Below are 25,921 nucleotides of genomic sequence, written 5' to 3'. Positions count from 1 at the left end.
AGATACAGGAAAGACATCTCCGGATGACACCCCTGTCACGATACGGAAACGAGACTGGCTGCACGACGACAATGTGCCGCCGGATTGGAAATTTGCGCCCTGGGGACGGGCGCCAACGCGAGGTCAAGACTATGCGCATCGAACGTCGTTTCACGAAGGCCGGCCAAGGCGCCTATGCGGATATCGAATTCCGCAAGGCGACGAGCGAGATCAAGAACCCGGACGGGTCGATCGTCTTCCGCCTCGAGAATATCGACGTTCCCGCGCAGTTCTCCCAGGTCGCGACCGACGTTCTGGCGCAGAAGTATTTCCGCAAGGCCGGTGTTCCCACCCGTCTGAAGAAGGTCGAGGAAAACGACGTTCCCTCCTTCCTGTGGCGCTCCGTTCCCGACGAAGCCGCGCTGAAGACCCTGCCCAAGGAGGAGCAGACCGGCTCCGAGATCGATGCGCGCCAGGTCTTCGACCGTCTCGCCGGCACCTGGACCTATTGGGGTTGGAAGGGCGGCTATTTCTCTTCGGAAGAAGATGCAGCAGCCTTCAAGGACGAGCTTGCTTATATGCTCGCCACCCAGCGCGTCGCCCCGAACTCGCCGCAGTGGTTCAACACCGGCCTGCACTGGGCCTATGGCATCGACGGCCCCGGCCAGGGCCATTTCTACGTCGACCCTTTCACCGGCAAGCTGACCAAGTCCAAGTCGGCCTACGAGCATCCGCAGCCGCATGCCTGCTTCATCCAGTCGGTTGAGGACGACCTCGTCAACGAAGGCGGCATCATGGACCTCTGGGTGCGTGAAGCGCGCCTGTTCAAATACGGCTCCGGCACCGGCTCCAACTTCTCCATGCTGCGCGGTGAAGGTGAAAAGCTTTCCGGCGGCGGCCGCTCCTCCGGCCTGATGAGCTTCCTGAAGATCGGCGACCGCGCCGCCGGCGCCATCAAATCGGGCGGCACGACGCGCCGCGCCGCCAAGATGGTGGTCGTCGATATCGACCATCCCGATATCGAGGAATACATCAACTGGAAGGTCAAGGAAGAGCAGAAGGTGGCGGCCCTCGTCACCGGCTCGAAGATCGTCGCCCGCCACCTAAAGGCGATCATGAAGGCCTGCGTCAACTGCGACGGTGGCGACAACGGCGATTGCTTCGACCCGGCCAAGAATCCTGCCCTGAAGCGCGAAATTCGCGCCGCCAAGAAGGACCAGGTTCCTGAGAATTACGTCCAGCGCGTCATCCAGTTCGCCCGCCAGGGTTATAAGGATCTCGAATTCAAGACCTACGACACGGACTGGGATTCGGAAGCCTATCTCACGGTCTCCGGCCAGAACTCCAACAACTCGGTCTCGATCAAGGACGACTTCCTGCGCGCCGTCGAAAATGACGGCGAATGGAAGCTGACCGCCCGCAAGGATGGCCGGGTGATGAAGACGTTGAAGGCGCGCGATCTCTGGGAAACGATTTCCTACGCCGCCTGGGCCTCGGCCGATCCGGGCATCCACTTCAACACGACGATGAACGACTGGCACACGTCGCCGGCCGGCGGCCCGATCCGCGGCTCGAACCCGTGCTCGGAATATATGTTCCTCGACGACACGGCCTGCAACCTTGCCTCGCTGAACCTGCTGCAGTTCAAGGACAAGGCCACCAAGCGCATCAATATCGGCGATTATGAACATGCGGTTCGCCTGTGGACTGTCGTGCTCGAAGTCTCGGTCATGATGGCGCAGTTCCCGTCGAAGCGCATTGCCGAACTCTCCTACGAATACCGCACGCTCGGCCTCGGCTACGCCAATATCGGCGGCCTGCTGATGTCCTCGGGCATTCCTTATGACTCCGCCGAAGCCCGCGCCATCGCCGGCTCGCTGACCGCGATCATGACCGGCATTTGCTATGCGACGTCGGCCGAAATGGCTGCCGAGCTCGGGCCGTTCCCGAACTTCGCGCCCAACCGCGAGAGCATGCTGCGGGTCATCCGCAACCATCGCCGCGCCGCCTACGGCGAAACCTCCGGCTATGAGGCGCTGTCGATCAACCCGGTCGCGCTGATCCATTCGGAAAACCCGGATCAGGATCTTGCCGCCCATGCCAAATCGGCCTGGGATAAGGCGCTCGAGCTCGGCGAACAGCATGGCTACCGCAATGCCCAGGTCTCGGTCATCGCCCCCACCGGCACGATCGGCCTCGTCATGGATTGCGACACGACCGGCATCGAGCCTGACTTCGCCCTCGTCAAGTTCAAGAAGCTCGCCGGCGGCGGCTACTTCAAGATCATCAACCGCGCCGTACCGGAAGCGCTGCGCACCCTCGGCTATTCCGAAAGCCAGATCGCCGAAATCGAAGCCTATGCGGTCGGCCATGGCAATCTGAACCAGGCGCCGGCAATCAATCCGTCGACGCTGAAGGCCAAGGGCTTCACCGATGAGAAGGTGGAAGCCGTCAACGCTGCGCTGAAGAGCGCTTTCGACATCAAGTTCGTCTTCAACCAGTGGACGCTCGGCGCCGACTTCCTCAAGGACACATTGAAGGTTTCCGACGAACAGCTCACTGACATGAGCTTCAGCCTGCTCGACCATATGGGCTTCTCGAAGAAGGATATCGAAGCCGCCAACATCCATGTCTGCGGCGCGATGACGCTGGAAGGCGCGCCCTTCCTGAAGGCCGAGCACCTCCCGGTCTTCGATTGCGCCAATCCCTGCGGCAAGATCGGCAAGCGCTACCTCTCGGTGGAAAGCCATATCCGCATGATGGCAGCTGCCCAGCCCTTCATCTCGGGTGCGATTTCCAAGACGATCAACATGCCGAACGAGGCGACCGTCGAGGATTGCAAGAACGCCTATCTCCTGTCCTGGAAGCTCGGTCTCAAGGCCAACGCGCTCTATCGCGACGGCTCGAAGCTGTCGCAGCCGCTCAACGCCTCGCTGATCGAGGACGAGAGCGACGAGGATGCACTGGAGGATCTGATCCAGCAGCCGCTCGCCGCACAGGCCGTGACAGTCACTGAAAAGATCATCGAGCGGGTAATCGAACGGGTTTCGCGCGAACGCGAGAAGCTGCCGAACCGCCGCCAGGGTTACACCCAGAAGGCCGCCGTCGGCGGGCACAAGGTGTATCTGCGCACCGGCGAATTCGGCGACGGCCGCCTCGGCGAGATCTTCATCGACATGCACAAGGAAGGCGCTGCCTTCCGTGCGATGATGAACAATTTCGCCATCGCCATCTCGCTCGGCCTGCAATATGGCGTGCCGCTCGAGGAATATGTCGAGGCCTTCACCTTTACCAAGTTCGAGCCGGCCGGCATGGTCATCGGCAACGATGCGATCAAGAACGCCACCTCGATCCTCGACTACGTCTTCCGCGAGCTTGCCGTCTCCTATCTCGGCCGCCACGACCTCGCGCATGTCGATACGTCGGATTTCTCGAACACCGCACTCGGCAAGGGTATCCAGGAAGGCAAGACCAACCTGCTGTCGACTGGCTGGACCCGCGGCTACAAGCCGACGCTCGTTTCCGGCACCGGCGGCGAGCGCCAGGCGGGCGAACCCAAGGGTGCCGCCGCCGCAGCCCCTGCCCGCGCCGCTTCCACCGGCACGGTCACCGCCTTTGCCGGCAGTGCGGCCCGCAAGCTGGAGCCGACCGCCGCCATCTCCACCTCCGAAATCGTTGCCTTCAAGCGCGATTACGAAGAGCGCGCCAAGGAACTGGCCGAGGAGATTGCCGAAGAGGTGATGGAAGAAATCACCAGCGACGCCACCGCCCTCTTCTCCGACAAGGCGGCAGCGGATGCGGCAACGGCCAAGACCGAAGCCAAGAAAGTGGAAGCCGAACGCCGCCAGCGCTCGATCATGCAGGGGTATACGGGCAACATGTGCTCGGAGTGCCAGAACTTCACGATGGTCCGGAACGGCACTTGCGAGAAGTGCGACACGTGTGGTGCGACGAGCGGCTGTAGCTGAGTAGGCTTGCGGTTCTTCATTTCCGACAGAAGAAATGGTCATCGTCCGGGCACTAAAAGTGCCCGGACGATGACGCGTTTTGCGACTTGGCAGCGAATAGCCTCCCTGCATCAGCCTGCGATCTGGGGTATCGAAATAGGTTGATGCCTGCTCGAGACCTACTGCGGTTCTCCTGGCAGATCGGAACTCAGGACGTCGTCCGAAGTTTCGTCTGCGAGGTCGAGCTTAATTTCGATTTCGGATAAGACGCGTTCCAGGCTCGATTGAACACGGTCACGCCGAAATCCGCGGGATGCTCAAGTTTCGCAAAAGTGGGACGAAACGACGACTGACCTCCCACTGACATCCGCCTCGTTTGCGAGCTGTATCGGAGGCCCTTCATGCTCCAGGAGTCAACACGCAACGAAGCTCTAACCGACGACATCGGCCTCGCGATAAAATGACGCCGAAACCCATGCTGCCGAAACACCGCCTCATCCTTTTGCGCCATGCCAAATCCGCCTGGCCCGACGGTGTGGCCGACCGTGAAAGGCCATTGGCGGATCGCGGGCGCAAGGCAGCATCCGTCATCGGCACCTATATGGTGCGCGAAAAACTGTTCCCCGATCTCGCCCTCGTCTCGCCGGCCCGCCGGGCGCGGGAAACCTGGAAGCTCGTCCGCGGGGCCCTTTTGAAAAAGGTCGAACACGAGGCGGCGGATATCTACGAGGTGTCGGCCGAGCGCATGCTCGATGTGATCCGGGCCGTCGAACCTGATATCCGCACGCTTCTCATCGTTGGCCACAATCCAGGCATGGAGATTGCAGCCTCGCTGATCGTGGCGGACGGCGATGCCGATGCCGTGGGACGCATGCGGGAGAAGTTCCCGACGGGGGGACTCGCCGTCATTGACCTCGATCTCGACGGATGGGACGAGATTGCGGCGGACACCGGTTATCTCGAGCGGTTCGTAACCCCGCGATCCTTGGGGTAATAATGGTGCATGGCCCTGATTTTGCCCGCGCCGGTTCGAACGGGTCGTTCGCGACAGAATGGTTTGACAACGCCGACTTCGCCGGAGAACCCGTTCACTTCAACGAGATGGGATCGGTTCGCCAAGGTAATCCATTGCGGACATCTCTTTCCCTATATCGTGGATTGCCACACGCCGGGCAGCCCTTCCCTCACCTCGTCAGAGTTCCGCCTCCGGGCTGTCTTGGCCGGCACCTCCGGCTATTGTCAAAAGGGCAAAACGTCGAATAGACGCCTGCTCGCTCTCGCCGCCCAGGGGGGCTTCACCGTCCCGGATGCCAACGGCGGGCCGGAGGACGGCGCCGGCAGCGGTTGATAGAAGCGATTGAGCATCGCGTCGCACACATAGTGCCCCCAGTTCGTCAGATACTCCGTTTCCCTGGTGCCGAGGAAGTGAAGATAGGTGCCGACCTCGGACGGAACGACCGAGGACGGCGGCAGCGTGTAAGAGGCGTATGCCTTGAGTTCGGCGTCCTTGCTGTCGATCGACCAATAAACGCCATGGGTTCTTGCCCGCAGCGCCGATTTCGCGAGATCGTCGAGGCCAAGCAAATCGGCCTGTTTTGCGGCCCTGAAACCGCCGATCAGGTCTCGGCGCCGCAACGACCGCACCTGATTGTCCGTCGTATCGAGAACGCGCTTGAGTTGCGAGAGATAGTTCCAGTAGCCGCTAGCCGAGGAGCGCCAAGGCGCGCCGGCATCGCTGACAAGCAGGCAGTCGCAGCGTTTCAGCGCCGGCTCGATGCCGTGATTGTCGTAGACGCCGCCGTCGCTCAATATTGCCCTTTCCGGTGCAACGGGATCGCCAACGGTGTCATCGAGTTTTTCCCTTTTCCAGGGAAATTTCGATAGGTCCAATCGCAGCGGCGACAGGACAGGCGGGAATGCCGCCGAAGCAGCAACCGCGGTCGCGAGCGAAAGTGCCGGATGAAACGACAGGCCGATCCGGTAATCCGCGATATAGCGGTTCGACATCCGGAAGAGTGAACCCGTGCTGAGATTGCTGGCGCAAAATACGAACCAAGGCGAGACCGGAAGATCGCTGAGGCTTGGCGACCTTCCGTCGAACAGATGTCTTTCGTAGAGTTTCGCGACCTCCTCGGCAGCGCTCGAGAAGGGATTAAACGCGCCCTTCAGGAAACTCGGCCCATCCGCGAATATCTGGCTGAAGGCCAGAATGCGGTCGACGTATTGAGCCCTGAAGTTGACGGCAACCTCGTTCTCAAAGGCCAGCCGTGGCCACACATGGGCCAGCAGGCCGGAGGCGATGGACCCGCCCGAGACCGACGAAATCATGTCGAGCTTCGCCAGAAGACCGGCCTCGTTGAGCCTTGCCAGCGATCCCGCATGGAAAAGCATGGCCCGATAGCCGCCGGAAAGGCAGAGGCCGAGTTTATAGCGCTCAGCGGGCTTCTCGGGGTCGTCGGATCCCGACAAGACAGCATTCAATGGCGCATGTTCGTCTTCCGACATGCTCGGCCTCACTCAGGAATATGAGGTCTTCACCGGTCTTTTCCTTCAAGCAAGCTGCTGACCTGTGCGGTCGCTGCCTGCGGACCGGCGATACCTACTCCGCATATCTGCGGGAGTTGGCGTCGCATTTGTGCCACTCCCAGTCCAGTCCGGCCTCGTCCTGATGGCCATAACACCGGCCGACGCCAATGACGGTCCGAAGACCAATAGCTTCGCAGAGAATGTTGACAGGTACCCCAGCAGCTCAGATCAATGCACAAGGGCGATCTTCTGGCAAGCGTCACAATCAGAAGTGATGAGACAAGGTAAATGCCGGCCCTCGCCGAAATGAATCGCAGTTCAGAGGCATCATAGACGCGTGCAATTGATATCGGCTATGTCGCCTGCACCGACACATTTGACCAGCGAGGCCGTTCGTGACTTCTCCCTATGACAACAACGCCCTCGACCTGAGGAATGATCCCGATTTCTTTGCCCTTCTTGCCGGCAGCTACCGGCTTATTGTCGGCCGCCGTCTTGTGGAGGATTGGCAAGGGCCGGAGTGGCTTTACAGCCAAGCGCCTTTCGTGGTCCTCGCCCACAATACCCTACCCGACCCGCGCTTCATCTACGCAAACCGAACCGCGCAGAACTGCTTCGAATATAGCTGGGACGAATTCGTCATGCTGCCGTCACGGCTTTCGGCCGAGCAGCCTGATCGCGCCGAACGCCAGCGGCTGCTGGACGCCGTCACGCGCGATGGGTTTGTCGACAACGGACGCGGCCTCAGGGTGGCGAAGTCGGGGCGCCGTTTCTGGGTCGAAAATTTCACTGTCTGGCAGCTCATCGATGAGACGGGAAAGCGGTTGGGCCAGGCGGCGATATTTTCATCGTGGCGGGACGAGTAGTTCCTACGGCTTCACGCGGTCCGGATGCGCTGCCTGGAAGGCGGGGAGGTCGGCGCATCTAGCGTCGATATCGCTGATGCGTCTGAAAGCAGTGATATCAACTCCCCAGCGGCGAGCATTGTAGACCTGGGGAACAAGGCAGAGATCGGCGATCGACGGCCTGCCGCCAAAGCTGAACGCGCCATCGGATTCGCCGAGCATGATCTCCAGCTTGCGAAGTCCATCGCCGATGAAGTGCTTCATCCATTCCTCGCGAGCCTCGGCCTTGTCGGTAAGCGTCCGAAGATGCGAGACGACATGCAGGTTGCAGACCGGATGGATGTCCATGGCAATCGCATAGGCCAGGGCGCGGACTTTCTGACGATCAGCGCTGTCGGTTGGCAGCAGTCCGCATTCCGGTCGAAGCTCGGCCAGATATTCGATGATGGCCAGCGACTGTGTCAGCGTTTTCCCATCTATCACGAGTGTCGGCACGAGCCCCTGCGGATTGAGGGTGAGATAGTCCGGCATCTTGTGCGCACCGTCGAGCAGGTTGATCGGCACTGTCTGGTAGTCGAGGCCCAGAAGATTGAGCGCGATCCGCACCCGATAACTCGCCGATGACCGCCAGTAGTCGTAAAGAATGATCTCGCTCATCCCCCGGCAGCTCCCTCGTATTTTCCGACCGTCTGCTCGATCGCCCCGAAGATCGAATGGCCGGCATCGTCCTTCATCTCGATGCGGACCTGGTCGCCGAACCTCATGAAGGGGCTCTTCGGCGATCCGCTCTCGATGGCCTCGATCATCCTCAGTTCGGCAATGCAGGAATAGCCGTCTCCCCCCGCGTCCACCGGCTTGCCGGGGCCGCCGTCGAGTTTGTTGGAAACCGTGCCGGAACCGATGATCGTCCCCGCCACGAGGTGGCGGGTTTTCGCGGCATGGGCAATCAGCTGGCCGAAGTCGAAGGTCATGTCGATGCCGGCATTCGCCCTGCCGAATGGCTTACCATTCAAGCTTACGAGCAGCGGCAGGTGGAGCTTGCCGCCATCCCAGGCGTCCGCTAGCTCGTCCGGCGTCACCGCCACCGGCGAGAATGCCGAGGCCGGCTTGGATTGGAAGAAACCAAAACCCTTGGCGAGCTCATCGGGGATCAGGCCGCGCAGCGACACGTCATTGACGAGCATCAGCAGGCGGATTGCGCCGCGCGCCGCCTCGGGGCTGGCTCCCATGGCAACGTCGCCCGTGATGACGGCAACCTCTCCCTCCATGTCGATCCCATAGGCCTCGTCTGCCACCAGGATCGGATCCCGCGGCGCAAGAAAACTGTCAGAGCCGCCTTGATACATCAAAGGATCGGTCCAGAAGCTAGCCGGCATCTCGGCGCCGCGCGCCTTGCGCACCAGTTCCACATGGTTGACGTATGCCGAGCCGTCGGCCCATTGATAGGCGCGCGGCAAAGGCGATGCGGCGTCATGTTCGTGAAACCGCATCGTCGGCTGGGCTCCCGTCTCGATGCCTTCGGCAACCAGACGAAGTCTCGGAGCGACATGCTCCCAGTCGTCGAGCGCCGCCTGCAGGGTGCGGGCGATATGGCCGACCTCCGAACAGCGGGTCAGATCGCGGGACACGACGACGAGGCGGCCGTCCCTGGTGGAGTCCTTCAAGGTCGCAAGTTTCATGTCTCAATTCCGTGACCGAGGAAGCTTCGCCGATCCTGTTACTTGATGCCCGGAGTTCCGTCGAACTTGCGTTCGAGGCCATCCCAGCACTCGAGGTAATCGTCCTGCAGCGTTTCGAGCTCGGCTGCATATTTGGTCAGCTGCTGCGGGTAGCGAGTCTCGAACATGAAGGCCATGGTGTGATCGAGCTTCACCGGCTTGAGTTCTACATTGGATGCCTTTTCGAAGGCGAGCGCGTCCGGCCCATGGGGCAGCATCATATTATGCAGGCTGATCCCGCCCGGCACGAACCCCTCCTCCTTGGCGTCATACTGACCATGGATCAGGCCCATGAACTCGCTCATGATGTTGCGGTGGTACCAGGGCGGGCGGAAGGTGTGCTCAGCGACCAGCCAGCGCGGCGGAAAGATCACGAAATCGACATTCGCCGTGCCGGCATCTTCGGTCGGCGCCGTCAGCACCGAGAAGATAGACGGATCGGGATGATCGAAGCTGATCGCGCCGACCGGGGAAAACGTCCGCAAGTCGTATTTGTAGGGCGCGTAGTTGCCATGCCAGGCAACCACATCCAGCGGCGAGTGGCCGATCTCGGTGACATAGAATTTGCCGCACCATTTCACATGGACGCGGCAGGGTTTTTCCTTGTCCTCGAAAGCGGCAACAGGCGTCTTGAAGTCGCGCGGATTTGCCAGGCAATTGGCGCCGATCGGCCCGCGATCCGGCAATGTGAATTTGGCGCCATAGTTCTCGCAGATATAGCCACGCGAGGCCGTCTGCTCGCCGGTCGTCATGACCTTGAACATCATGCCGCGGGGAACGAGGCATATCTCCAGCGGCTCGACGTCCATGATGCCCATTTCGGTGAACACTCTGATGGCGCCGAGCTGCGGCACGATCAGCAGTTCGCCATCGGCATCGAAGAAATAGTCGTCGACCATGTCTTCGTTGAAGACATAGGCATGCGCCGACATGCCGACCTGGGTCGCGGCATCGCCCGCCGTCGTCATCGTCCGCACCCCTTGCAGAAAAGTCAGCTTCTCCTCAGGCGCGGGGATCGGATCCCAGCGAAGCTGGCCGAGCGGGAGCGAATGCTCGTCCAGACACGGCGCGGTTTTCCAAAGCGGATAGGAGGCGTTCGAGAAGCGGCGGGTGTGGCGCACGCTCGGGCGAATGCGGTACAGCCAGGATCGTTCATTCGTGCCGCGCGGCGCGGTGAAGGGCGAGCCGGAAAGCTGCTCGGCATAAAGGCCGTAGTTGCATTTCTGCGGGCTGTTCTGGCCCTGCGGCAAGGCGCCAGGCAGCGACTCCGTCTCGAAATCGTTGCCGAAACCTGGCATATATTTCAGTCTGTTTGCGGTCGCCGCTTCCGCATCGGCGGCCTGGATCGCTGTCTGGTCCATGCTCAACTCCTCCCCGAAAACTCTACTGCGCCGTAGAGTTTACTCCGCTGCCGTGCCGATGACACCACGCTTGATCTGATCGGCTTCGATCGACTCGAACAGCGCACGGAAGTTGCCTTCGCCGAAACCCTCGTCGCCCTTGCGCTGGATGAATTCGAAGAAGATCGGACCGATCACCGTTTTGGAGAATATCTGCAGCAGGATTTTTGTCATGCCGCCGTTCACCACACCTTCGCCGTCGATCAGGATGCCGTGCTTCTTCATGCGGTCGATCGGTTCGTCATGGCCATGCACGCGTTCATAGGACATGTCGTAATAGGTCTCGGGAGGCCCCGGCATGAAGCGCAGGCCGTTATCGGCAAGCCGGTCGGTTGCCTCGTAAATATCCTCCGTGCCAACGGCGATATGCTGAATGCCCTCGCCCCGATACTTCTTCAGATATTCCTCGATCTGGCTGGTGTCGTCCTTCGATTCATTCAGCGGAATGCGGATCTTGCCGCAGGGCGAGGTGATGGCGCGGCTGACCAGACCGGTGATGCGGCCGTCAATATCGAAGAAGTGAATCTGTTTGAAATTGAACAGGTTGCGGTAAAAATCCCACCACTTGTCCATGTTGCCGCGGAAGACATTGTGGGTGAGATGGTCGAGATAATAAAAGCCGATCCCGAGCGGCTTCGGATTGGGCTCGCCAAGCCAATCGAACTCGGCCTCGTAAGCCGATCCTTTCGCCCCATAGGTCTCGACGAAATAGAGCAGCGAACCGCCAATGCCGACAATCGCGGGGACATCGAGCACCTTGTCATTTCCTTCATAGGGAACGGCGCCTTTCGACACGGCGTGATTGAAGGCGTGCCTGGCATCGACCACACGCCAGGCCATCGACGGGGCGCAGGGACCATGCTTTGCGACGAAACGGGCGGCATGACTGCCGGGCTCGGCATTGAGGACATAATTGATGTCGCCCTGGCGCCAGATGGTAATGTCTTTCGTCTTGTGCCTGGCGACCGCGACATAGCCCATGCGTGTGAAGAGCTCGCTGAGTTTCTCAGGTTCGGGGTGAGCGAACTCGACGAATTCGAAGCCGTCGGTGCCGGCCGGATTGTCGGCGGTGATTTCCGACGGAGGCGCATCATGCGGGAACGGACCCATTTTCCTTCCTCCAGAGGAGATTGCATTTTCTATGCAAACTATGGCTCAAAACACGTGCAAAGTTCTTGCGTTCTTTATGCGCAAGGAACATTTTATGCACGACCCGTGAGCATTTTGGAGATTTTGCGCAATGGATGAGCCCCTCGACAAACTAGACCTGCGCCTCCTCCTGGAACTTCAAAAGGATGGCAGGCTCACGAACAACGAGCTTGGTGAGCGCATCGCGCTCTCACCGTCGCAATGCTCACGCCGGCGCACCAGACTGGAGGCCGAGGGATATATTCGCAGCTACCGTGCCCACCTCGATCGGGAGAAGCTGGGGCTCGATATGCTGGTGGTCATTTCCGTCACGCTTGCGACCCACAACCGGGACAATGCCCGCCGATTTTCGCAATTGATCAACGGTCTACCCGAGGTTCTCGAAGCCTATGCGCTGACCGGCGAGATGGATTATCACCTCAAGGTGGCGACCCGTGGGCTCACCGATCTGTCGAAGTTCGTCAACGATGTTCTGCTGCCGCACGAATCCGTGCAGCACGTGAAAACCTCGATCGTGCTCGACACGCTGAAGACATTCGAAGGCTATCCGGTGATGATGCCGGGCAGCCGACATGGCGACAGCGCGCGATAAAAGTCAGAGCGGCAGTTCGGTGGAGAATTTAAGCTCGCGCAATACGAAGCTCGATACGACGGTGCGCACATGCGGATTGCGCATGAGATAGCGGGTCATGAAGGCCTCGTAGCTTTCGACGTCCCTCGCCCTTATCTTCAGCATGTAATCGAAGGCGCCCGACAAGGCGTAGCACTCCATGATCTCCGGCCGCTCCAGCACCACTGAAGCGAAAGAAGCCACCGCCTCTTCATGGTGATCCTCCAGCGTAACGTGGGCAATTACGCAGAGCTTGAGATCGAGTTTGCCGGGATCGAGCAACGTCACCCGCTTGCGGATGACGCCGTCGGCTTCGAGTTCCTGGATCTTCCGCCAGGCCGAGCTCTGCGACATGCCGGCCTTTTCCGCCAGGTCCGCCAGCGACAGAGCGCCGTCGGCCTGGATCAGTTGCAGAAGCTTGCGGCGGAAATTCCCAGATTCTTTCATCATTGCCACCACATTCGAGAATATCTTCCATCACTATGGTCTCAGCCGGCATGAAAGAAAAGAAAATCCGTCAAACCCGGAGCATAATGACAGAAATATCGCCATTCCGGGAGGATCAGCCGATGACCAAGGAAAGCAGCTACACCGCCAAACTGCCCGGCCCGGACGGCCTCTATGATTATACCCCCGAAGAAGATGCGATCTGGGGCGAACTCTATCGGCGTCAGATGAAGCTCTTGGCCGACAAGGCCTGTCAGGAATATCTTGACGGCGTCAAACTGCTTGGGCTCAGGCCGGAGAAAGTGCCTCAGCTCCTCGATGTGAACAGACGCCTGAACGAGACCACCGGTTTCGGCGTCGAAGGCGTGCCTGCGCTCATTCCGCCTTCGCGCTTCTATGAACTTCTGTCACAGGGCAAGTTCCCGCTGGCGACCTTCCTGCGCCGCCGCGAGCATATCGATTATATCGAGGAACCGGATCTGTTCCACGAGGTGTTCGGCCATTGTCCGCTGCTGACAAATCAAAGCTATGCCAATTTCGTTCGGCATTTCGGTGAAACTGCCATGCGCCTCGGCAAGGGCTATTCATGGCATCTGTTCCGGATTTTCTGGTTCACCGTCGAATTCGGCCTGATCAACACACCGCAAGGGCGCCGCTGCTTCGGCGCAGGCATCGTCTCCTCTCCGAGCGAAGCGAAGGCGGCAACGGAAGGCACGGCGTGCGAGTTCCGGCCGTTTGATTTGCTGAGCGTGCTCCGGACGCCCTACCGCATCGATATCCTCCAGCCGATCTACTATGTCATTGACAGCTTTGCCGATCTCGAGGCGATCGTGGAGCAGGATATCGGCGGCGCGATCCTCAAGGCGAAATCGCTCGGGGATTTCGCCCCGGCTTTCGAAGCCAAGGCTTCGTAATCCTGACGCTGCGGTGGCGTCTGGGTATTCGTCAGATCCTGCGTTTCACTTTCGATCGGCGAGACTGCGATTGACGAATTCGACCGGGACGCCCGGCTTGACCATGCCGGCCAGCTCCTCGGCGTCCCAATTCGTCAGCCGCACGCAGCCATGCGAGCCGACCTTGTCGATGAGCTTCGGCTCCGGCGTCCCGTGTATGCCATAGGTCGGCTCGGTCAGGTCGATCCAGACGGTGCCGACCGGGCCGTTCGGACCTTTCGGGATTGTCAGGACCTTGTTGTTCTTTCCCTGCTTGAAATTTCGCTTCGGATCGTATCGGTAGACCGGCATTCTCGAGACGCCCTTGACCTTGTGTTTTCCGGAGGGCGCCGGATTGTCCTCGCTGCCGATCGTCGCGGGATAGACGGCAAGCAGCGACGCATCCTCGCCATAGGCCAGCACCTGCCCTGTCTTCTTGTCAGCCTCGATGCTCTTGACCTTGCCTTGCCTGGGAGGGCCGGGGTTAACGACCCACACCTTATCGCCAGGCGCAAAATGCGAACCAGGGTTAAGTGCATTCAAGAGATCGAGATCCATGTGGAAGCGCTCGGACAGCTTCTCCGCAACGCTGGTATAGCCGAGGCTCTGCATCTTTGCCTTCTCGCCGTAATCCTCAGGAATCCTGTCGACGAGCCCCGTGGCGTCCTCCGGCGAGACGACATAGCTCTCGATGATGGGCGAATTGTCTTCCAACCGGGAGGCGACATCCGGATCCGGCCTGCCGTCCACGGGAAGCTTGTTCATCGCCTCGAAGCCGGCCACCGCCTTGTCGACGTTCTCGCCGGAGAGACCGTCGATCACGCCGGGAGACGAGCCCGCGCGGTCGAGCAGGACCTGGAGGCGGACGATCGCCGGGTCTGGATCTGCGGGCTGCAGCTTTCCTTTCCCGATGTCGGCAAGGGAAGCGGCGTTGATCGCTTCGGGACGAAGCTCTCGCGCGAGGGCGCCGCCAACGGAGAGGGCCAGAGCGAGCAGCGACATCGGCAGGGCTGTTTTCATGGACAACAAATGGCCGACGTGGGAATTTGTTCCCACACCGGTCGGACATCGTTAACGCAGCATCTGTTACAAGTCCGCGAGACCGGTGGCAGGCTCCGGTCACCGCGTCTGCGCTTGCTTCCTGGCCTCGCGTGACCTTGCGGCGCGGCGGGCGGGCCTCAGTTCTTCAATCGTCGGGTGCCACCATCCGGCATCGCGGCGGGGAGGCGCTTTCGCAGGCCATGTGCGGACAAGTTCATCCAATGTCGGCATCCGCCAGTATCCCCAGAGGTAATCCTCGGTGACGCCGGGATAGAAATCCACGACGAGACCCGGATCGACCAGTTCACCGGTGATATAAGTAAAGACGACGATCCCATAGGAGGTGGCCACCGGACGTCCTAGCGGCGGCAGATCGTCCGTCGGAAGCGGGTAACGGCGGCGCTTGCGTTCCGCTGCGCGAAGCCTGCTGCGCATCTCCCGTTCGGTTCCCTTCCGCTCGTCGGCACGCCGTCGCCTCTCCTCCGGTTCATTCCTGTGAGCCGCCGCCTCGATATCAGGCCATCTGCGTCTGAGTTCCTCATAGGATCGAAAGGGCACGTGCCATATTCGAAGATCGTCGTCCCATCGCGAGAACGGCACCTCGCGAAGCGCGTCGACGACGGTTTTCGAATAGGGCGTGCGGATTCGAAAGCCGGCCTTGCCGAGTTCCAGATATGGGCTGTCGATGGGTTCGAAGGCGAAGGCATCGCGTCCCTTCGCATCCGCATGCGCGTCGGCGTCTGCTTCCAGCTCGGCAAGCCATCGGCCGATGCGACGTGACGCCGTTCGGCCGGGAACGAACCAGGCCTTTCGCACGTCGCTCCAGCGGGCACGAGGGAAGCGGTTCCGGAACTGCTCGACAGTCATCCTGTCGTAGGGGAAGGAAACCTCTGCGCCTGGCTTCGGCTCATCGTCACGGGGCGATATCTCGTCCTGGTCAGCGGGCGATTTTGTTTCGATCATAGAACGAGAACGCTCCCGCGTCGGAATAAGTTTCCGGCGCGACCGTACGTCACCTTAACGACGCTAGTGAACCGTCTTCGACGGCTTCTGCGGGTGCGAAATGTTATGCAGCGTTGCCATGAGCTTTTCGAACTCGTTCAAGACACGGTTGAACTCGGCGTCCGGCATCGTGACGATTTCCGATACCGTCGAAGAAACTGACGCGATCAATTTATCGATCCAGGCACAGCGATCGGCCGGCACACTTCCGAGAACTTCGCGACGGAGTATCTTCAACTCGCGAAGAATGCGAACGATAAGGGCTCCGCGCTCCGCCCTGCTCAAGAACGGAAGCCTTGTCTGCGCCTGGTGGATTTCTGCTATCAGCGTCGTCGCCATCCCCGCTCTCCGCCCCTCAAATGCAACCGGATATCACAACCGGTGCGATTACAACACGGACTTTAGTCTGGCTAAGCAGCACGGTACGATTTTGTACGCCTTACCCGGCCATGGTTAATTGCTCGTCGCGACCAGATCCGACATCTCGCAGCTTCGGCGCGGACCATCCCATGGCTGATAGGTATTGTCTTCCGGTCGATACGATCTGTAGCGGGCGGCGCATCGGGCCGCCGCCTGGGCATTGACTTTCGTGCCGCCTGCCTCAGGGCTTGCGGCAATATTCTGTTGGAAGGGCGAGGAGCATTCGCGGATCTCGCCCTTATAGGATCGGTAGCTATTGGTCGCAGGCTCGAAGGAGCGGTAGCGTTTGGCGCACCAGGCAAGGTGCTCGGCGGCGAATTTTGGCTGCGGTGCCTGCAGTTCTGTCGACGGACGAGCGGGTTGCGAGGCCATCCTTGGCGCGACTGTCGCCGGAGCCTCGGTGACATAGCTGGAATAGACAGGCGGAATTCGTTCATAATGCTGATGCCGGGGATCGATTTTGACCGGTTTCGTCGTCCAGAGATCGCGAGCGGCAAGGTCCGCGAAAGCGTGAGGTTCGCGATCCGCCGCGACGTGCGAGGCAACAGATGCAGCGGCCATACAGGCGCCAATCGAGCTGGCGATGCCGAAGGCGACGGTGGCAATGGCATTCATCGGCCCGCCTCCTGCTGTTGTGCCTGGGGAACCCAGACGCGCGCGCCGGCGCTGCTGTGACCGCCGGTGGCGACGAGCACGGCGAGAATGCCGACGATCGCCACGAGGATAGCGATCAACGGCACGGCGAGACCAGCGGATTTCTCTTCGGAATAAATCATGTTCCCTCTCCTTGAACGCGGCGGCCGCACGACGACGCTGCCATCCGTCGTGCGGCTGATCTGAAGATGATTTGCGAAGGAAGACGCGGCAGAGCCACGTGTATGATCAGGTCACTTGATCACCTGGATCACCTTGCGGGACGACGGTTCGACAATGACACGCTCGTCGTTGACCACTGCGTAGGCGTATTTCGGATCATCCGGAACGGGCGTCACGACGACCGTTTCCGGCAGGGGCTGGCCAACGACCACCTTTTCCCTCACGACCACGCGCGCCGAGGGTGCCGGAGCCTCGCGGACATAGGTGACGACTTTTTCCGGAGGCGGATCGATCGCCGTGCCGACGACTGCGCCGGCAACGCCGCCGATGGCAGCACCGGCGGGACCACCGACGATGGCTCCGGTGATTGCGCCACCGGCCGCACCATTGACGGTCGAGGACTGGGCGAAAGCGACGCCTGACATCAGGGTCATGGCAGTTGTCGCGCCTGCGATAAGCTTGAAGAGCATCTTTTCCTCCTTGCTTTTCAATGCGGCCTGCTCGCCGCTGTCAAACCAACTAGCTGGCGACGAGGTCGTTCCACGCCCCGGACCTCGGTCTGACGCATCTCGGCCCTTGGTCTGGATTTCCTTATTCGTTAGCCGCGCTATTCTCGAGCCGAACGCCATCGCATCGCGGGCTTGGGCAGGAGACCAAGGGAGATGACACGATCCAACCGCCGGGAAGCAGGACGCAGGCGCCTGGCCATGCGGCTGCCGCAAGTGCGGACGCTGATCATGCAGGCCCGCGACCCGTGGCAGCTCGAGCTCTTCGAGGCCTATCAGATGGCAGTCGAAGCGCGTGATCGGCTTCGAAGACGACAGTTCAATTTGAAGCTGGTGCGGGAATACGACGAAACCTGTGTCGAGATCGAACAGCACGTTATCGGCGCTATGCACGCCCCTGCCTACCTCAACCACTGCCTCATCCCCTAATCGGCGACGGTAGGTTCGAGCTATGCGCCAGGACAATGATTGTCCGCAGGAGCCCCAGCACCGGCAATCGGCGCGCGAGAAGATGCCGGAAGAGATTAGGGGGCCCGGCCGGAGACGACCAGCGCGCTCATGCTGCCGCAAGGACGGGCGCCATAGCGGGAGGCCACCCGCTCGGCCACCTCATCAACGATCTCCGACATACGCTCCGGCGCCCGCCATTCGATTTCTCCGCTGAGCGGCGTGCCCCGGCAGAAAGCGGTCGCGACATCCTGTGATGTGGCCGCGATAGAGGCCAGTTCGAGCCGTTCGCAAGAGACCGCCTTGAACCCCGCCGAAGATACTTCAGCCTTGATCAGGCTGGGGTCGAAGTAAGAATATGGCAAGCGCCCGAGAAAATCGGGAGGATCCGACGGGAAGAGGCCTGTCAGACATTCGTCCACACATCTTGCGAAGTCGTTGGCAGCAAGCGAATCCCACGTCGAAAACAGCAACCTGCCTCCGCTCCGCAACACTCTTTTCGCCTCGTGATAGGCCTTCGGCTTATCCGGAAAGAACATGACGCCGAACTGGCAAACGACGAGATCGAACATCAAGGGGGCGAACGGCAGATCTTGCGCATCCGCGTGCATCCAATGCGTTCGCGACATCGTCACAGATGGTGCGCCGACGTCAATCATCGCCTGGCTGAGATCGGTGGCAACGATCTCGGCGGCCGGATCGAGCTTCGCCCGCAGAGCGCGTGTCAAGGCGCCAGTCCCCGCCGCGACCTCGAGCACGCTGACCGGCTTCGACCGTTCGGCGACGATTGCCATTTCCAACGCATAGGGTTCAAAGAGAATCGGCACGAGAAGGGCTTGGTAAAGATCGGCGACGCCTGCCCCGAACGGAGGGGGAGACGCGACAAATGCGGCATCTGCACCGTCTTCGATGTTCGCAGAAGTTGACACCGCACGTCTCCAAACACAGCTCCATCGAAGTTGAAATATGGCTGAATCTGCTGTTGTCCACGGGGACGGACCTTGGTCCGAGGCCTCTTCGACCGAAGTCCGCGAAGCGGAACGGTCGCCTGACCGCGTCGTTTGAACGATATGAAAGGAGATCCGCTTATGCCCCATAGGAACAGATCCCATGTCAACGACGCCTGGAACGCCTCCGTCATCGCCCTCGTCATCGTTCTGGCCGGCCTCCTCTATGTCTTCGGCGCAGCCATGTCAGGCGATAGCCTTCGTTTGACCGAGAGCGTCAGAGGCGCTGAGGTCTTCGATACCAGGAATCTGCCCTGATCCTGTCTGGAAAAACTCCAAAGACGCTGTAGGTTAATCGGCAAAGTCTCTTGCCGGTATCAAAATGAATTGGCTGCGCCGCTGGAATGCCCGCTCACTCGCCTCGCAATTCTTCATCGCGGGTGGCTTGGTCTCGATCGCCGCCATGTTTCTGGTGGGCTTACTTGTGACCCATCTGATCGAGGAAGCCGTCATTCATAATTCCGGCGCGGCGACGGCGCTTTACGTCGACAGTGTGGTGGCGCCGCTGCTTCCCGACATGCAAACGGAATCGCTGCTGGACGAAGGCAGCGCTCAGGCTCTCGACGAAACGCTCGGCCAGGGGGCGCTTGGCAGACGCCTCGTCTCCTTCAGGCTATGGCGAAACGACGGCACCATCCTCTACTCGAAGGACAAGGAACTGGTAGGCCAGAAGTTTCCCCTGAACGCCAAGCTGCAGAAGGCATTCGCCGGCTCGCTCGTTGCGCGCTACGAGATTGCCGATGACCCGGAAAGCGGTGCCGAGCGCGCGCTCGGCAAGCCGCTGATGGAAATCTACAACCCGGTTCTCCAGCCGTGGTCCGGCCAGGCGGTCGCTGTGCTCGAATTCTACGAGACTGCGGAAGGCCTCGGCGACAGTCTGGCGCACGCGAGGCTGCAGAGCTGGGGGGCCGTCGCCGCTCTCACTGGCATCTTTTTCCTCGTTCTCTCCGCCCTGGTGTTTCGGGGAAGCCGCACGATAGAAGCACAGCGCAGGGATCTCAAAGAACGTGTCAAGGAATTGTCTGAGCTGCTGGCGGAAAATCGCGGGCTCCAGCGGCGGCTGCAGCGCGCTTCGCAGCGCGTGGCGGCGCTGAACGAAACCTATTTGCGCAGCATTGGCGCCGATCTTCACGACGGGCCGGCACAGCACATTGCCTATGCTTCACTGCGACTGGACAGCGACTTATTGATCAACGCATCAACCGAACCCGAAGCGCGCGAAAAAGAACTTGCCTGGATACGCTCGAGCCTCGCCGAGGCCATGACGGAAATCCGCAATATCTGCAGCGGACTGGTGCTCCCGCAGATCGAAAAGTCGTCAATCACCGAGATCGTGCTGCGAGTCGTCGAAGCGCATCGGCACAAGACGGAAACCGTTGTCGAAACGATCATCGACGAGGATGGACCCGAACTCGCCGCTGCCGTAAAGATCTGTATCTATCGCTTCGTTCAGGAAGCCTTGAACAACGCCTATCGCCACGGCGGCGGCGTTCAGCAGACCGTGAAAGCCGTGTCGCATAATGGTCATGTTTGTGTGGCGGTCAGTGATCGTGGCGATGGATTCGACCCGACGGAGGTGAGGCCGACAAGCCTCGGCCTGGTGGGGCTGCGCGAACGCATCGACAGCCTCGGGGGATCTTTCGATATCGAGACGGGCGAAGGAGGAACGACCGTGACCATGACCTTCGAGCCTATGGAAGCAGGAGACTAGAAATGACACAAATCACCGTCGGCGTCGTGGACGACCACCCGCTCTTTCGCGAGGGTGTAACGCGCAGCTTGTCGGAGATGAGCGACTTCGTGGTCATTGGCGAAGGGGCCAGCAGCGAAGACGCTGCCATGATCGCCTCGAACAACCGCCCCGACATCATGCTTCTCGATGTCTCAATGCCCGGCGGCGGATTGGCTGCGATCGGCAACGTCCTGGCGCTGAGCCCGACGACGAAAGTGCTGATGTTGACGGTATCCGAGGAGGTGGACACGTTGCTCGGAGCCCTGCAGGAGGGCGCGATGGGCTACGTTCTCAAAGGTGTCGGCTCCCGCGGTCTCGCCGAAGCAATCCACACCGTCCTCAGCGGATCGCGATATGTGTCGCCGACGATGTCGGCGAAAGCGATGGAAAATTCGCTGCAAAACGGAAGCTCGGACAAGAACAGTCTGACGCCAAGGGAGCGCGAGGTGATGGATCTCGTCGCCCAAGGTCTGTCAAACAAGCATATCGGCCTTCGCCTCAACCTGCAGGAAAAGACCGTGAAGCACCATATGACCCAGATCCTGAGCAAGCTCGGCGCCTCCAACAGGACCGAAGCGGCACTGCAATGGCGCGAACGGCGATAGCGCCGGCTCGAGCTGCGATCCCTACGGTGCCGTTTTCCGCATTCTGTCTCAGCGGAGGAAACGGCTCAGCCGGTTTGCGTCGCTCGCCGTCGCCTGCCGGCTTATGATCGTCCTGCCCTTCGAGTCCTTCATGATATAGCGGCCACTGCGCAAGCTTTCGGTGATGCCATTGGCGTGACGAACGTTGATCGACCCATCGGTACCTTCGGTCACTCTAGCTTTCGATCCCGTCGAGACGGAGGAGGAAGAGGATCCGGCGTTGCTGTTGGAGCTTCCACCTGCGCTGTTGCCGGAACCATTACCGCCGTTTCCGCCCCCATTGCCACTGCCTCCCCCGTTGCCATTCCCTCCGCCGTTGCCGCTTCCGTTGCCGCTTCCGCCGCCGTTGCCGTTATTGCCGTCCTTTGCCTCTGCGTGTTTCACCGTCAGAATGCGAAGGGAACCATCGACATTGATTGTCACGGGCGATGCGGCAACCACCAAGGCGACCACTGCGCTGCCGCCGAATCTCAAAAAATCCCGTTTCGAGACAGTCAATGCCATTGCCTTGTTCATCCGTTCTTCGCCGTTCCTACGCTTATGGGGCGCCTCGGGAATTTTCGCTTTTCCGAAGGCTAAATGCAACCGGACCTAGGTACTAAGAAAAGGCAGGACTTTGGTCCGGCATGCAGTGGATGCGCCCCCAAAAATACGAGTGATGTCATCAAAAATACTGCCTCGGCGCGTATATTGTCGACATTGTCGCCGTGGTGTTGTTGGATGAGGCGCAGACGCATTTTTCTGGAACTTCTTTGCTCGTCATCGCTTTGATTGTCAAAGTGCAACAGAGGAAACCGCGATGCCGAACCCGAATGATTCACCCGCCGTCCAGTCTTTGCGAAAAGAGCAGGCAGAGCAACGAAAACAGTCCCGAAAGGGCGAACTCGACAAGGCGATCGAAGACACGTTTCCGGCGTCTGATCCCGTCTCCGCCACCCATACCTCCATTCCCGTCGGTCGCAGCGATGTCGAGGCGGCTGAGCGGGTGAAGCGGGAGCCTGATCCAACGGCGCTTGACCAAGAGTATCCGCTTGTCGATCAAGCCCTGCGCTCCACCGGGCAAACTGCCCGCGCCTCCGACAGATTTGACGCCGACCGCGAGGAACTGCGCGCGCTTCAGAAAGAAGCCGGTCGGATAGCCGAGTCCGCGTCGGAGCTGGCGTCCGGAACAGCCCGTCTGGCAAAGGCGGAAGCTAGGAGCTTCGTCCAGGATTTCGAGGATCGGATACGCCGGCAGCCGCTGACGGCCGCAGCGATCGTCGCCGGCATCGCCTTCGTGTACGGCGCAACGCGCTAAAGGGCGGCCCACCATCGCGAGCCAATGGACCCGGCGGCCGTCTGCATAGATCCTACGCACGACAAGTGAACCAAAGAACGCGGCGTGCCTCCGGATCTGGCCAGCCCCGCCTCGGCATGAGCTCTCATGAAAATCGCAACCTACAATGTCAACGGGATCAACGGGCGACTGACCAACGTGCTGCGCTGGCTGAAGGAGGATGGTCCCGATGTGGCCTGCCTTCAGGAACTGAAAACCGACGATGCCAGGTTTCCGCGAAAAGAGCTCGAACGGGCCGGCTACGGCGCCGTCTGGCACGGGCAGAGATCCTGGAACGGGGTCGCCATTTTGGCAAAGGGTAAGACGCCGATCCTGACCCGGCGCGGTCTGCCCGGCGATCCCGACGACACCCACAGCCGATATATCGAAGCTGCCGTCGATGGCATGCTGATCGGATGCCTGTATCTGCCGAACGGCAATCCCTTTCCCGGCGCCAAGTTCGAATACAAGCTCCGCTGGTTCCGTCGCCTGAGTGCCTATGCAGCAGAACTCCTCGAAATCGAAGTGCCGTCGATCCTGGCGGGGGATTTCAACGTCATGCCGACCGAGATCGACGTCTACAAGCCGGAGCGCTGGCAGGACGACGCGCTTTTCAGACCGGAAGTCCGCACGGCCTATGCACAACTTGTGGCCCAGGGCTGGACGGATGCAGTCAGGCATCTGCATCCCGGCGAGCGCATCTACACATTCTGGAAATACTGGCGGAACAGTTTCGAACGCGATGCTGGGCTGCGGATCGATCACCTTCTGCTCAGCCCGACGGTGGCGCCCTGGCTTCGATCGGCAAGTGTCCGCCGAAAGCCAAGGGGCTGGGAGCAGACCAGCGACCATGCGCCGGTCATGATCGAGCTTGAAGCTGGCGGCGGCTGACCCGCATTTCACGCGGATGGGCCAAGGAACCTGATGGTGCCAGTTGGAGTTAGCTTATGAAAGGAGATCGCCCCATGGCTACCAATTCCATTCCCGATCGAGCAAAGCTTCCTGACCGGAGCAAGCCGCCCGTCACCATGGGGAACAGTCGCGAGGCGGGCGAAGGCCTCACGGATGCCGACCCCAAGACGCGCCGAGCCGATCAGAAAGACCGGATTCCCAGCCCGCAATTCTCCAATCGGAAATGACGGTCATGGACGAAGCCAAGAACTACCTGAACACCGACGAAATCCAGGCCGACGACCAGTTGTCGCCCAAGCCGCTCGAAGGTAAGGATCCGCCAAGGATCGTGCGCAAAAGCGAGGAAGCCGTGGCTGAAGGCTCCGACGAGACCGAGCGCGTCCGCGTTCCGCCGCCGGTCCCCAATCCCGATTGATTGCAACTACGGCATCGTCTCATTCTCGGCGCCAAGATCGTAGATGCGGCCCGTCAGCCAGTCGGGCCAGTCCCGCTCGAAAAAGGATTTCGCGCTTTCATCCAGATTGCGGTTCGGGCGGGTTGAAAGCTTGATCTCATCGGCTTCGATGCGAACGACGATCTGCTCGTTGCGATGGGACTCGCGCTCCGTCCGGAAGCGATATTCCTGCAAGGGACCAGATCTCGCCAGCGGAAGGGATTCGCCGTCCGCATCGCAGATCGCTCGTGCCCCGCGGCTGCCGCCGCCATTGCGAATGAAGAAATCGAGGGCGCTGAGAACGGCTGCGGAGGCGAGCGCCATGTGCCGCCATTGCACCCCTCGGACCGCTTCCGCCGGGTGACCGTAGGCGACGCCACTGACGCGAATTTCGGCATTCAGTTTATGCGCCTCGATCAAGGCCCGGCCGACGCTCTCCTGATCGCAGATGATGCCGGCTTTCTCGCTCATGCGCGCCTGTACTGCCGAGCGGATGGCTTTGACGCTGAGCGGGCTTTCGGCTCGCAGGGCGGCAAGGAGATCGGCGATGCCCGCTTCTGCGGCGCCTGGTATGCCACCCGGCACGGCCCGTTTGCACCTGCCGCTGGCGCCGATGTGTTCTGCCACCCTGGTGCCGAAGACCTGTCCGGCGTTGAGTGCCGCTCCACCGGGCCGCGTTACTCCATGTGTGCCCGCCGCTTCGCCGACCGCGTAACAGCCTGCAAGATTGCTGCGGCCCCAGGTGTCGACCATGATGCCGCCGTTCATATGCTGATTGTTGACTGCGAACTCGAGCGGCTCTGCGGCAATATCGATCTTGTAGCGGCGATAGAGCTCGATCGCGAGCGGGTTCATATGCTTCAATCGATCGATCGGCATTTCCTGATCGGCGCCAGCCTTGCCGAGATAGAGGCGAACGTCCTCATCCAGCCTCACCAGGCTGAATGGCAAGTCGCCGCGAACGGGCGGAGGATTGCGATTGAAGTCCATAAAGACGCGCCGACCCGCTGCGGTCTCACGGTAAATGGCGAGATCGATCAGGCTCGATCCGAAATCAAGCATGCGGGTGGCATGGAAGGGCCATTGATAGCCCTTGCGGAAGATGTTTGACGCCAGCTCCTGGGTGCTTCGATAATATCCCGCCAGGAAATGGTGTTCGGCGCCTTCGCCGTCGAGCGAATAGATGTGCGGGATCGCCTGGACGTAAGTGCCGGACAGATTCCACGGGAATCCCTCCCTGCGCGTTCCGATGCCGAACTGGCTTTCGGTCAGGTTGACGAGCTCGATGCCTGCCTCCAGCGCCAGTCCAAGGGAACCGAAGCAGCCATTGGGATAAACGCTGTCGCGATAGAGTTCGCCCGGGCCGCCGGCGGCGAGCACGATCACGTCACTCACGAACAAGCCGATGCCGAGCGGGTTCTCCTGCGTACGGTCGCCGGCGCGCATGACGAGCATGCCGGCGACGTTACGCTCAGCCCCCTCGCCCTGGGTGAGGATTTTGACCGCAGTGGTCTGGTTGTAGAACGGCACGCCCAGTCGGATCGCCTCCTCCGCCAGCACCTTGACCATCAGCCGTGAGGTGCGCGGGCCGCAGCTGGTGGCGCGGCCGACCTCGTCATGATCGGTCTGATATCTCAGCGTTCCGCCAAGCGGATCCTGGGGCAGCGGCAGCCCCAGGAACTGCAGCGACGCCATCATCCGCGATGAGCCCACCGCCTCGACATAGGCGGTGTCCTCGTCCATGGCGCCGCCGCTGCCGATGGCGCGGGCCATCGCCCTGTAATTATCGCCCTGATCGGCCGTATTTGCGGTGTGAAGGGTTTGCTTATCGGAGCCGGAGCAGGCCGAGGTTCCCCCCCATGCACTTTGAGTGATGAGGACGACATCGACGCCGCGCCGCTTCATTTCCACCGCCGCACGCAGACCTGCAGCACCGGATCCGACGACGACGCAGCCGGCCCGGTAGATAGGCACGCCGAAACCAGCGAGGCGGGCTGCTCCGGAAGCAGGAGCCTCCGGCGGAAGCCGCGGCATATCGACATCGGTCAATGCGTCAAGAATTTCCTGCGGAACGTCTATGGTCATCGGCTCGT

General features: G+C 60.7%; 28 protein-coding genes. 13 read left to right on the top strand and 15 right to left on the bottom strand.

What is annotated here, in order from left to right:
* Nucleotides 1–131 precede the first annotated feature (131 nt).
* Together RHE_RS08965 and RHE_RS08960 are read left to right on the top strand one after the other, a co-directional pair.
* Nucleotides 132–3,947: a vitamin B12-dependent ribonucleotide reductase gene (locus tag RHE_RS08965; protein ID WP_011425046.1), complete on the top strand. Its 3,816-nt coding sequence runs from the start codon at nt 132–134 to the stop codon at nt 3,945–3,947.
* Nucleotides 3,948–4,386: 439 nt separating this feature from the next.
* Nucleotides 4,387–4,920, top strand: a complete 534-nt coding sequence (locus RHE_RS08960) for a SixA phosphatase family protein (protein ID WP_042118293.1) — start codon at nt 4,387–4,389, stop codon at nt 4,918–4,920.
* 245 nt (nt 4,921–5,165) lie between these two features.
* Here the strand turns inward: RHE_RS08960 and RHE_RS08955 are convergent, their stop codons facing one another.
* The gene (locus tag RHE_RS08955; protein ID WP_011425043.1) at nt 5,166–6,431 is read right to left on the bottom strand and encodes a patatin-like phospholipase family protein; all 1,266 of its coding nucleotides are present in this window, start codon (nt 6,429–6,431) and stop codon (nt 5,166–5,168) included.
* A gap of 416 nt (nt 6,432–6,847) precedes the next feature.
* Between RHE_RS08955 and RHE_RS08950 the strand changes: the two genes are divergently transcribed.
* Complete coding sequence (locus RHE_RS08950; RefSeq protein ID WP_011425042.1) at nt 6,848–7,318, top strand: MEKHLA domain-containing protein; 471 nt, start codon at nt 6,848–6,850, stop codon at nt 7,316–7,318.
* A 3-nt stretch (nt 7,319–7,321) separates the two neighbouring features.
* Here RHE_RS08950 and maiA read toward each other — a convergent pair whose 3' ends face one another.
* From maiA to hppD, 4 genes are read right to left on the bottom strand one after another with little or no spacing between them, the layout of a single operon-like run.
* A complete protein-coding gene (gene maiA, locus RHE_RS08945; protein ID WP_011425041.1) occupies nt 7,322–7,954 on the bottom strand; it encodes a maleylacetoacetate isomerase in 633 nt (210 codons plus the stop codon).
* Nucleotides 7,951–8,976: a fumarylacetoacetate hydrolase family protein gene (locus RHE_RS08940; protein WP_011425040.1), complete on the bottom strand. Its 1,026-nt coding sequence runs from the start codon at nt 8,974–8,976 to the stop codon at nt 7,951–7,953. The genes maiA and RHE_RS08940 overlap by 4 nt, the downstream gene beginning before the upstream one ends.
* Nucleotides 8,977–9,014: 38 nt before the next feature.
* On the bottom strand, nt 9,015–10,376 hold the full coding sequence (gene hmgA / locus RHE_RS08935) for a homogentisate 1,2-dioxygenase (protein ID WP_011425039.1): 1,362 nt from the start codon (nt 10,374–10,376) through the stop codon (nt 9,015–9,017).
* Between the two features lie 39 nt (nt 10,377–10,415).
* On the bottom strand, nt 10,416–11,525 hold the full coding sequence (hppD, locus tag RHE_RS08930; protein ID WP_011425038.1) for a 4-hydroxyphenylpyruvate dioxygenase: 1,110 nt from the start codon (nt 11,523–11,525) through the stop codon (nt 10,416–10,418).
* Nucleotides 11,526–11,655: 130 nt separating this feature from the next.
* Between hppD and RHE_RS08925 the strand changes: the two genes are divergently transcribed.
* Complete coding sequence (locus RHE_RS08925; protein WP_011425037.1) at nt 11,656–12,156, top strand: Lrp/AsnC family transcriptional regulator; 501 nt, start codon at nt 11,656–11,658, stop codon at nt 12,154–12,156.
* A gap of 3 nt (nt 12,157–12,159) precedes the next feature.
* Here the strand turns inward: RHE_RS08925 and RHE_RS08920 are convergent, their stop codons facing one another.
* A complete protein-coding gene (locus RHE_RS08920; protein WP_011425036.1) occupies nt 12,160–12,621 on the bottom strand; it encodes an Lrp/AsnC family transcriptional regulator in 462 nt (153 codons plus the stop codon).
* Nucleotides 12,622–12,743: 122 nt separating this feature from the next.
* On the opposite strand from RHE_RS08920, the gene RHE_RS08915 reads away from it, so the two are divergent.
* Nucleotides 12,744–13,535 carry a phenylalanine 4-monooxygenase gene (locus RHE_RS08915; protein WP_011425035.1) on the top strand — a complete coding sequence of 264 codons (792 nt, stop codon included), beginning with the start codon at nt 12,744–12,746 and terminating at the stop codon, nt 13,533–13,535.
* A 45-nt stretch (nt 13,536–13,580) separates the two neighbouring features.
* Here RHE_RS08915 and RHE_RS08910 read toward each other — a convergent pair whose 3' ends face one another.
* The 6 genes from RHE_RS08910 to RHE_RS08890 all read right to left on the bottom strand — a co-directional run bounded on the left by RHE_RS08910 (nt 13,581) and on the right by RHE_RS08890 (nt 17,302).
* Entirely contained in the window at nt 13,581–14,573 is a 993-nt protein-coding gene (locus RHE_RS08910; RefSeq protein WP_011425034.1) for a L,D-transpeptidase family protein, read from the bottom strand.
* Between the two features lie 99 nt (nt 14,574–14,672).
* Nucleotides 14,673–15,557, bottom strand: coding sequence for a hypothetical protein (locus tag RHE_RS08905; RefSeq protein ID WP_011425033.1), 885 nt, complete (start codon nt 15,555–15,557; stop codon nt 14,673–14,675).
* Nucleotides 15,558–15,620: 63 nt separating this feature from the next.
* Nucleotides 15,621–15,935 carry a hypothetical protein gene (locus RHE_RS08900; RefSeq protein ID WP_011425032.1) on the bottom strand — a complete coding sequence of 105 codons (315 nt, stop codon included), beginning with the start codon at nt 15,933–15,935 and terminating at the stop codon, nt 15,621–15,623.
* A 114-nt stretch (nt 15,936–16,049) separates the two neighbouring features.
* Entirely contained in the window at nt 16,050–16,631 is a 582-nt protein-coding gene (locus RHE_RS08895; RefSeq protein WP_011425031.1) for a BA14K family protein, read from the bottom strand.
* On the bottom strand, nt 16,628–16,792 hold the full coding sequence (locus RHE_RS33510; RefSeq protein ID WP_020921070.1) for a hypothetical protein: 165 nt from the start codon (nt 16,790–16,792) through the stop codon (nt 16,628–16,630). The genes RHE_RS08895 and RHE_RS33510 overlap by 4 nt, the downstream gene beginning before the upstream one ends.
* A gap of 111 nt (nt 16,793–16,903) precedes the next feature.
* On the bottom strand, nt 16,904–17,302 hold the full coding sequence (locus RHE_RS08890; protein ID WP_020921069.1) for a DUF1236 domain-containing protein: 399 nt from the start codon (nt 17,300–17,302) through the stop codon (nt 16,904–16,906).
* Nucleotides 17,303–17,494: 192 nt separating this feature from the next.
* On the opposite strand from RHE_RS08890, the gene RHE_RS08885 reads away from it, so the two are divergent.
* Nucleotides 17,495–17,767, top strand: a complete 273-nt coding sequence (locus RHE_RS08885) for a hypothetical protein (RefSeq protein WP_020921068.1) — start codon at nt 17,495–17,497, stop codon at nt 17,765–17,767.
* 95 nt (nt 17,768–17,862) lie between these two features.
* Here RHE_RS08885 and RHE_RS08880 read toward each other — a convergent pair whose 3' ends face one another.
* The gene (locus tag RHE_RS08880) at nt 17,863–18,714 is read right to left on the bottom strand and encodes a class I SAM-dependent methyltransferase (protein ID WP_042118289.1); all 852 of its coding nucleotides are present in this window, start codon (nt 18,712–18,714) and stop codon (nt 17,863–17,865) included.
* 159 nt (nt 18,715–18,873) lie between these two features.
* Between RHE_RS08880 and RHE_RS33505 the strand changes: the two genes are divergently transcribed.
* From RHE_RS33505 to RHE_RS08865, 3 genes are all read left to right on the top strand, one after another.
* Nucleotides 18,874–19,050, top strand: a complete 177-nt coding sequence (locus RHE_RS33505) for a hypothetical protein (RefSeq protein ID WP_041678625.1) — start codon at nt 18,874–18,876, stop codon at nt 19,048–19,050.
* Between the two features lie 64 nt (nt 19,051–19,114).
* A complete protein-coding gene (locus RHE_RS08870) occupies nt 19,115–20,503 on the top strand; it encodes a sensor histidine kinase (RefSeq protein WP_011425028.1) in 1,389 nt (462 codons plus the stop codon).
* A 2-nt stretch (nt 20,504–20,505) separates the two neighbouring features.
* Nucleotides 20,506–21,129: a LuxR C-terminal-related transcriptional regulator gene (locus RHE_RS08865; RefSeq protein ID WP_011425027.1), complete on the top strand. Its 624-nt coding sequence runs from the start codon at nt 20,506–20,508 to the stop codon at nt 21,127–21,129.
* Between the two features lie 48 nt (nt 21,130–21,177).
* Here RHE_RS08865 and RHE_RS08860 read toward each other — a convergent pair whose 3' ends face one another.
* A complete protein-coding gene (locus RHE_RS08860; RefSeq protein WP_042119232.1) occupies nt 21,178–21,666 on the bottom strand; it encodes a hypothetical protein in 489 nt (162 codons plus the stop codon).
* Between the two features lie 301 nt (nt 21,667–21,967).
* Between RHE_RS08860 and RHE_RS08855 the strand changes: the two genes are divergently transcribed.
* The 4 genes from RHE_RS08855 (at nt 21,968) to RHE_RS08845 (ending at nt 23,810) form a co-directional block, all read left to right on the top strand.
* Nucleotides 21,968–22,465 (top strand): hypothetical protein, encoded by a 498-nt coding sequence (locus RHE_RS08855; protein ID WP_011425025.1) that lies wholly within the window; start codon nt 21,968–21,970, stop codon nt 22,463–22,465.
* A 126-nt stretch (nt 22,466–22,591) separates the two neighbouring features.
* Nucleotides 22,592–23,374, top strand: a complete 783-nt coding sequence (gene xth, locus RHE_RS08850; RefSeq protein WP_011425024.1) for an exodeoxyribonuclease III — start codon at nt 22,592–22,594, stop codon at nt 23,372–23,374.
* A 74-nt stretch (nt 23,375–23,448) separates the two neighbouring features.
* Nucleotides 23,449–23,622 (top strand): hypothetical protein, encoded by a 174-nt coding sequence (locus tag RHE_RS33500; RefSeq protein ID WP_020921062.1) that lies wholly within the window; start codon nt 23,449–23,451, stop codon nt 23,620–23,622.
* 5 nt (nt 23,623–23,627) lie between these two features.
* Nucleotides 23,628–23,810, top strand: coding sequence for a hypothetical protein (locus RHE_RS08845; RefSeq protein WP_041678624.1), 183 nt, complete (start codon nt 23,628–23,630; stop codon nt 23,808–23,810).
* A gap of 6 nt (nt 23,811–23,816) precedes the next feature.
* Here the strand turns inward: RHE_RS08845 and RHE_RS08840 are convergent, their stop codons facing one another.
* Nucleotides 23,817–25,913, bottom strand: coding sequence for an FAD-dependent oxidoreductase (locus RHE_RS08840; protein ID WP_011425023.1), 2,097 nt, complete (start codon nt 25,911–25,913; stop codon nt 23,817–23,819).
* Nucleotides 25,914–25,921: the final 8 nt, after the last annotated feature.

Source organism: Rhizobium etli CFN 42 (assembly GCF_000092045.1).
Lineage (GTDB): Bacteria > Pseudomonadota > Alphaproteobacteria > Rhizobiales > Rhizobiaceae > Rhizobium > Rhizobium etli.
The sequence above is the reverse complement of the archived record's forward strand: the minus strand, read 5'-3'. Positions and strand labels throughout refer to the sequence as shown.

Bases quoted from the DNA above. Each gene is read 5' to 3' on its own strand.
- RHE_RS08840 (WP_011425023.1), bottom strand. From the start codon at position 25,913: ATGACCATAGACGTTCCGCAGGAAATTCTTGACGCATTGACCGATGTC.
- RHE_RS08865 (WP_011425027.1), top strand. From the start codon at position 20,506: ATGACACAAATCACCGTCGGCGTCGTGGACGACCACCCGCTCTTTCGC.
- RHE_RS08915 (WP_011425035.1), top strand. From the start codon at position 12,744: ATGACCAAGGAAAGCAGCTACACCGCCAAACTGCCCGGCCCGGACGGC.
- RHE_RS08870 (WP_011425028.1), top strand. From the start codon at position 19,115: ATGAATTGGCTGCGCCGCTGGAATGCCCGCTCACTCGCCTCGCAATTC.
- RHE_RS08955 (WP_011425043.1), bottom strand. From the start codon at position 6,431: ATGTCGGAAGACGAACATGCGCCATTGAATGCTGTCTTGTCGGGATCC.
- RHE_RS33505 (WP_041678625.1), top strand. From the start codon at position 18,874: ATGCCCCATAGGAACAGATCCCATGTCAACGACGCCTGGAACGCCTCC.
- RHE_RS08845 (WP_041678624.1), top strand. From the start codon at position 23,628: ATGGACGAAGCCAAGAACTACCTGAACACCGACGAAATCCAGGCCGAC.
- maiA (WP_011425041.1), bottom strand. From the start codon at position 7,954: ATGAGCGAGATCATTCTTTACGACTACTGGCGGTCATCGGCGAGTTAT.
- RHE_RS33500 (WP_020921062.1), top strand. From the start codon at position 23,449: ATGGCTACCAATTCCATTCCCGATCGAGCAAAGCTTCCTGACCGGAGC.
- RHE_RS08965 (WP_011425046.1), top strand. From the start codon at position 132: ATGCGCATCGAACGTCGTTTCACGAAGGCCGGCCAAGGCGCCTATGCG.
- RHE_RS08925 (WP_011425037.1), top strand. From the start codon at position 11,656: ATGGATGAGCCCCTCGACAAACTAGACCTGCGCCTCCTCCTGGAACTT.
- RHE_RS08855 (WP_011425025.1), top strand. From the start codon at position 21,968: ATGCCGAACCCGAATGATTCACCCGCCGTCCAGTCTTTGCGAAAAGAG.
- RHE_RS08890 (WP_020921069.1), bottom strand. From the start codon at position 17,302: ATGCTCTTCAAGCTTATCGCAGGCGCGACAACTGCCATGACCCTGATG.
- hmgA (WP_011425039.1), bottom strand. From the start codon at position 10,376: ATGGACCAGACAGCGATCCAGGCCGCCGATGCGGAAGCGGCGACCGCA.
- hppD (WP_011425038.1), bottom strand. From the start codon at position 11,525: ATGGGTCCGTTCCCGCATGATGCGCCTCCGTCGGAAATCACCGCCGAC.
- RHE_RS08900 (WP_011425032.1), bottom strand. From the start codon at position 15,935: ATGGCGACGACGCTGATAGCAGAAATCCACCAGGCGCAGACAAGGCTT.
- RHE_RS08920 (WP_011425036.1), bottom strand. From the start codon at position 12,621: ATGAAAGAATCTGGGAATTTCCGCCGCAAGCTTCTGCAACTGATCCAG.
- RHE_RS08895 (WP_011425031.1), bottom strand. From the start codon at position 16,631: ATGAATGCCATTGCCACCGTCGCCTTCGGCATCGCCAGCTCGATTGGC.
- RHE_RS08905 (WP_011425033.1), bottom strand. From the start codon at position 15,557: ATGATCGAAACAAAATCGCCCGCTGACCAGGACGAGATATCGCCCCGT.
- RHE_RS08885 (WP_020921068.1), top strand. From the start codon at position 17,495: ATGACACGATCCAACCGCCGGGAAGCAGGACGCAGGCGCCTGGCCATG.
- RHE_RS08910 (WP_011425034.1), bottom strand. From the start codon at position 14,573: ATGAAAACAGCCCTGCCGATGTCGCTGCTCGCTCTGGCCCTCTCCGTT.
- xth (WP_011425024.1), top strand. From the start codon at position 22,592: ATGAAAATCGCAACCTACAATGTCAACGGGATCAACGGGCGACTGACC.
- RHE_RS33510 (WP_020921070.1), bottom strand. From the start codon at position 16,792: ATGATTTATTCCGAAGAGAAATCCGCTGGTCTCGCCGTGCCGTTGATC.
- RHE_RS08940 (WP_011425040.1), bottom strand. From the start codon at position 8,976: ATGAAACTTGCGACCTTGAAGGACTCCACCAGGGACGGCCGCCTCGTC.
- RHE_RS08960 (WP_042118293.1), top strand. From the start codon at position 4,387: ATGACGCCGAAACCCATGCTGCCGAAACACCGCCTCATCCTTTTGCGC.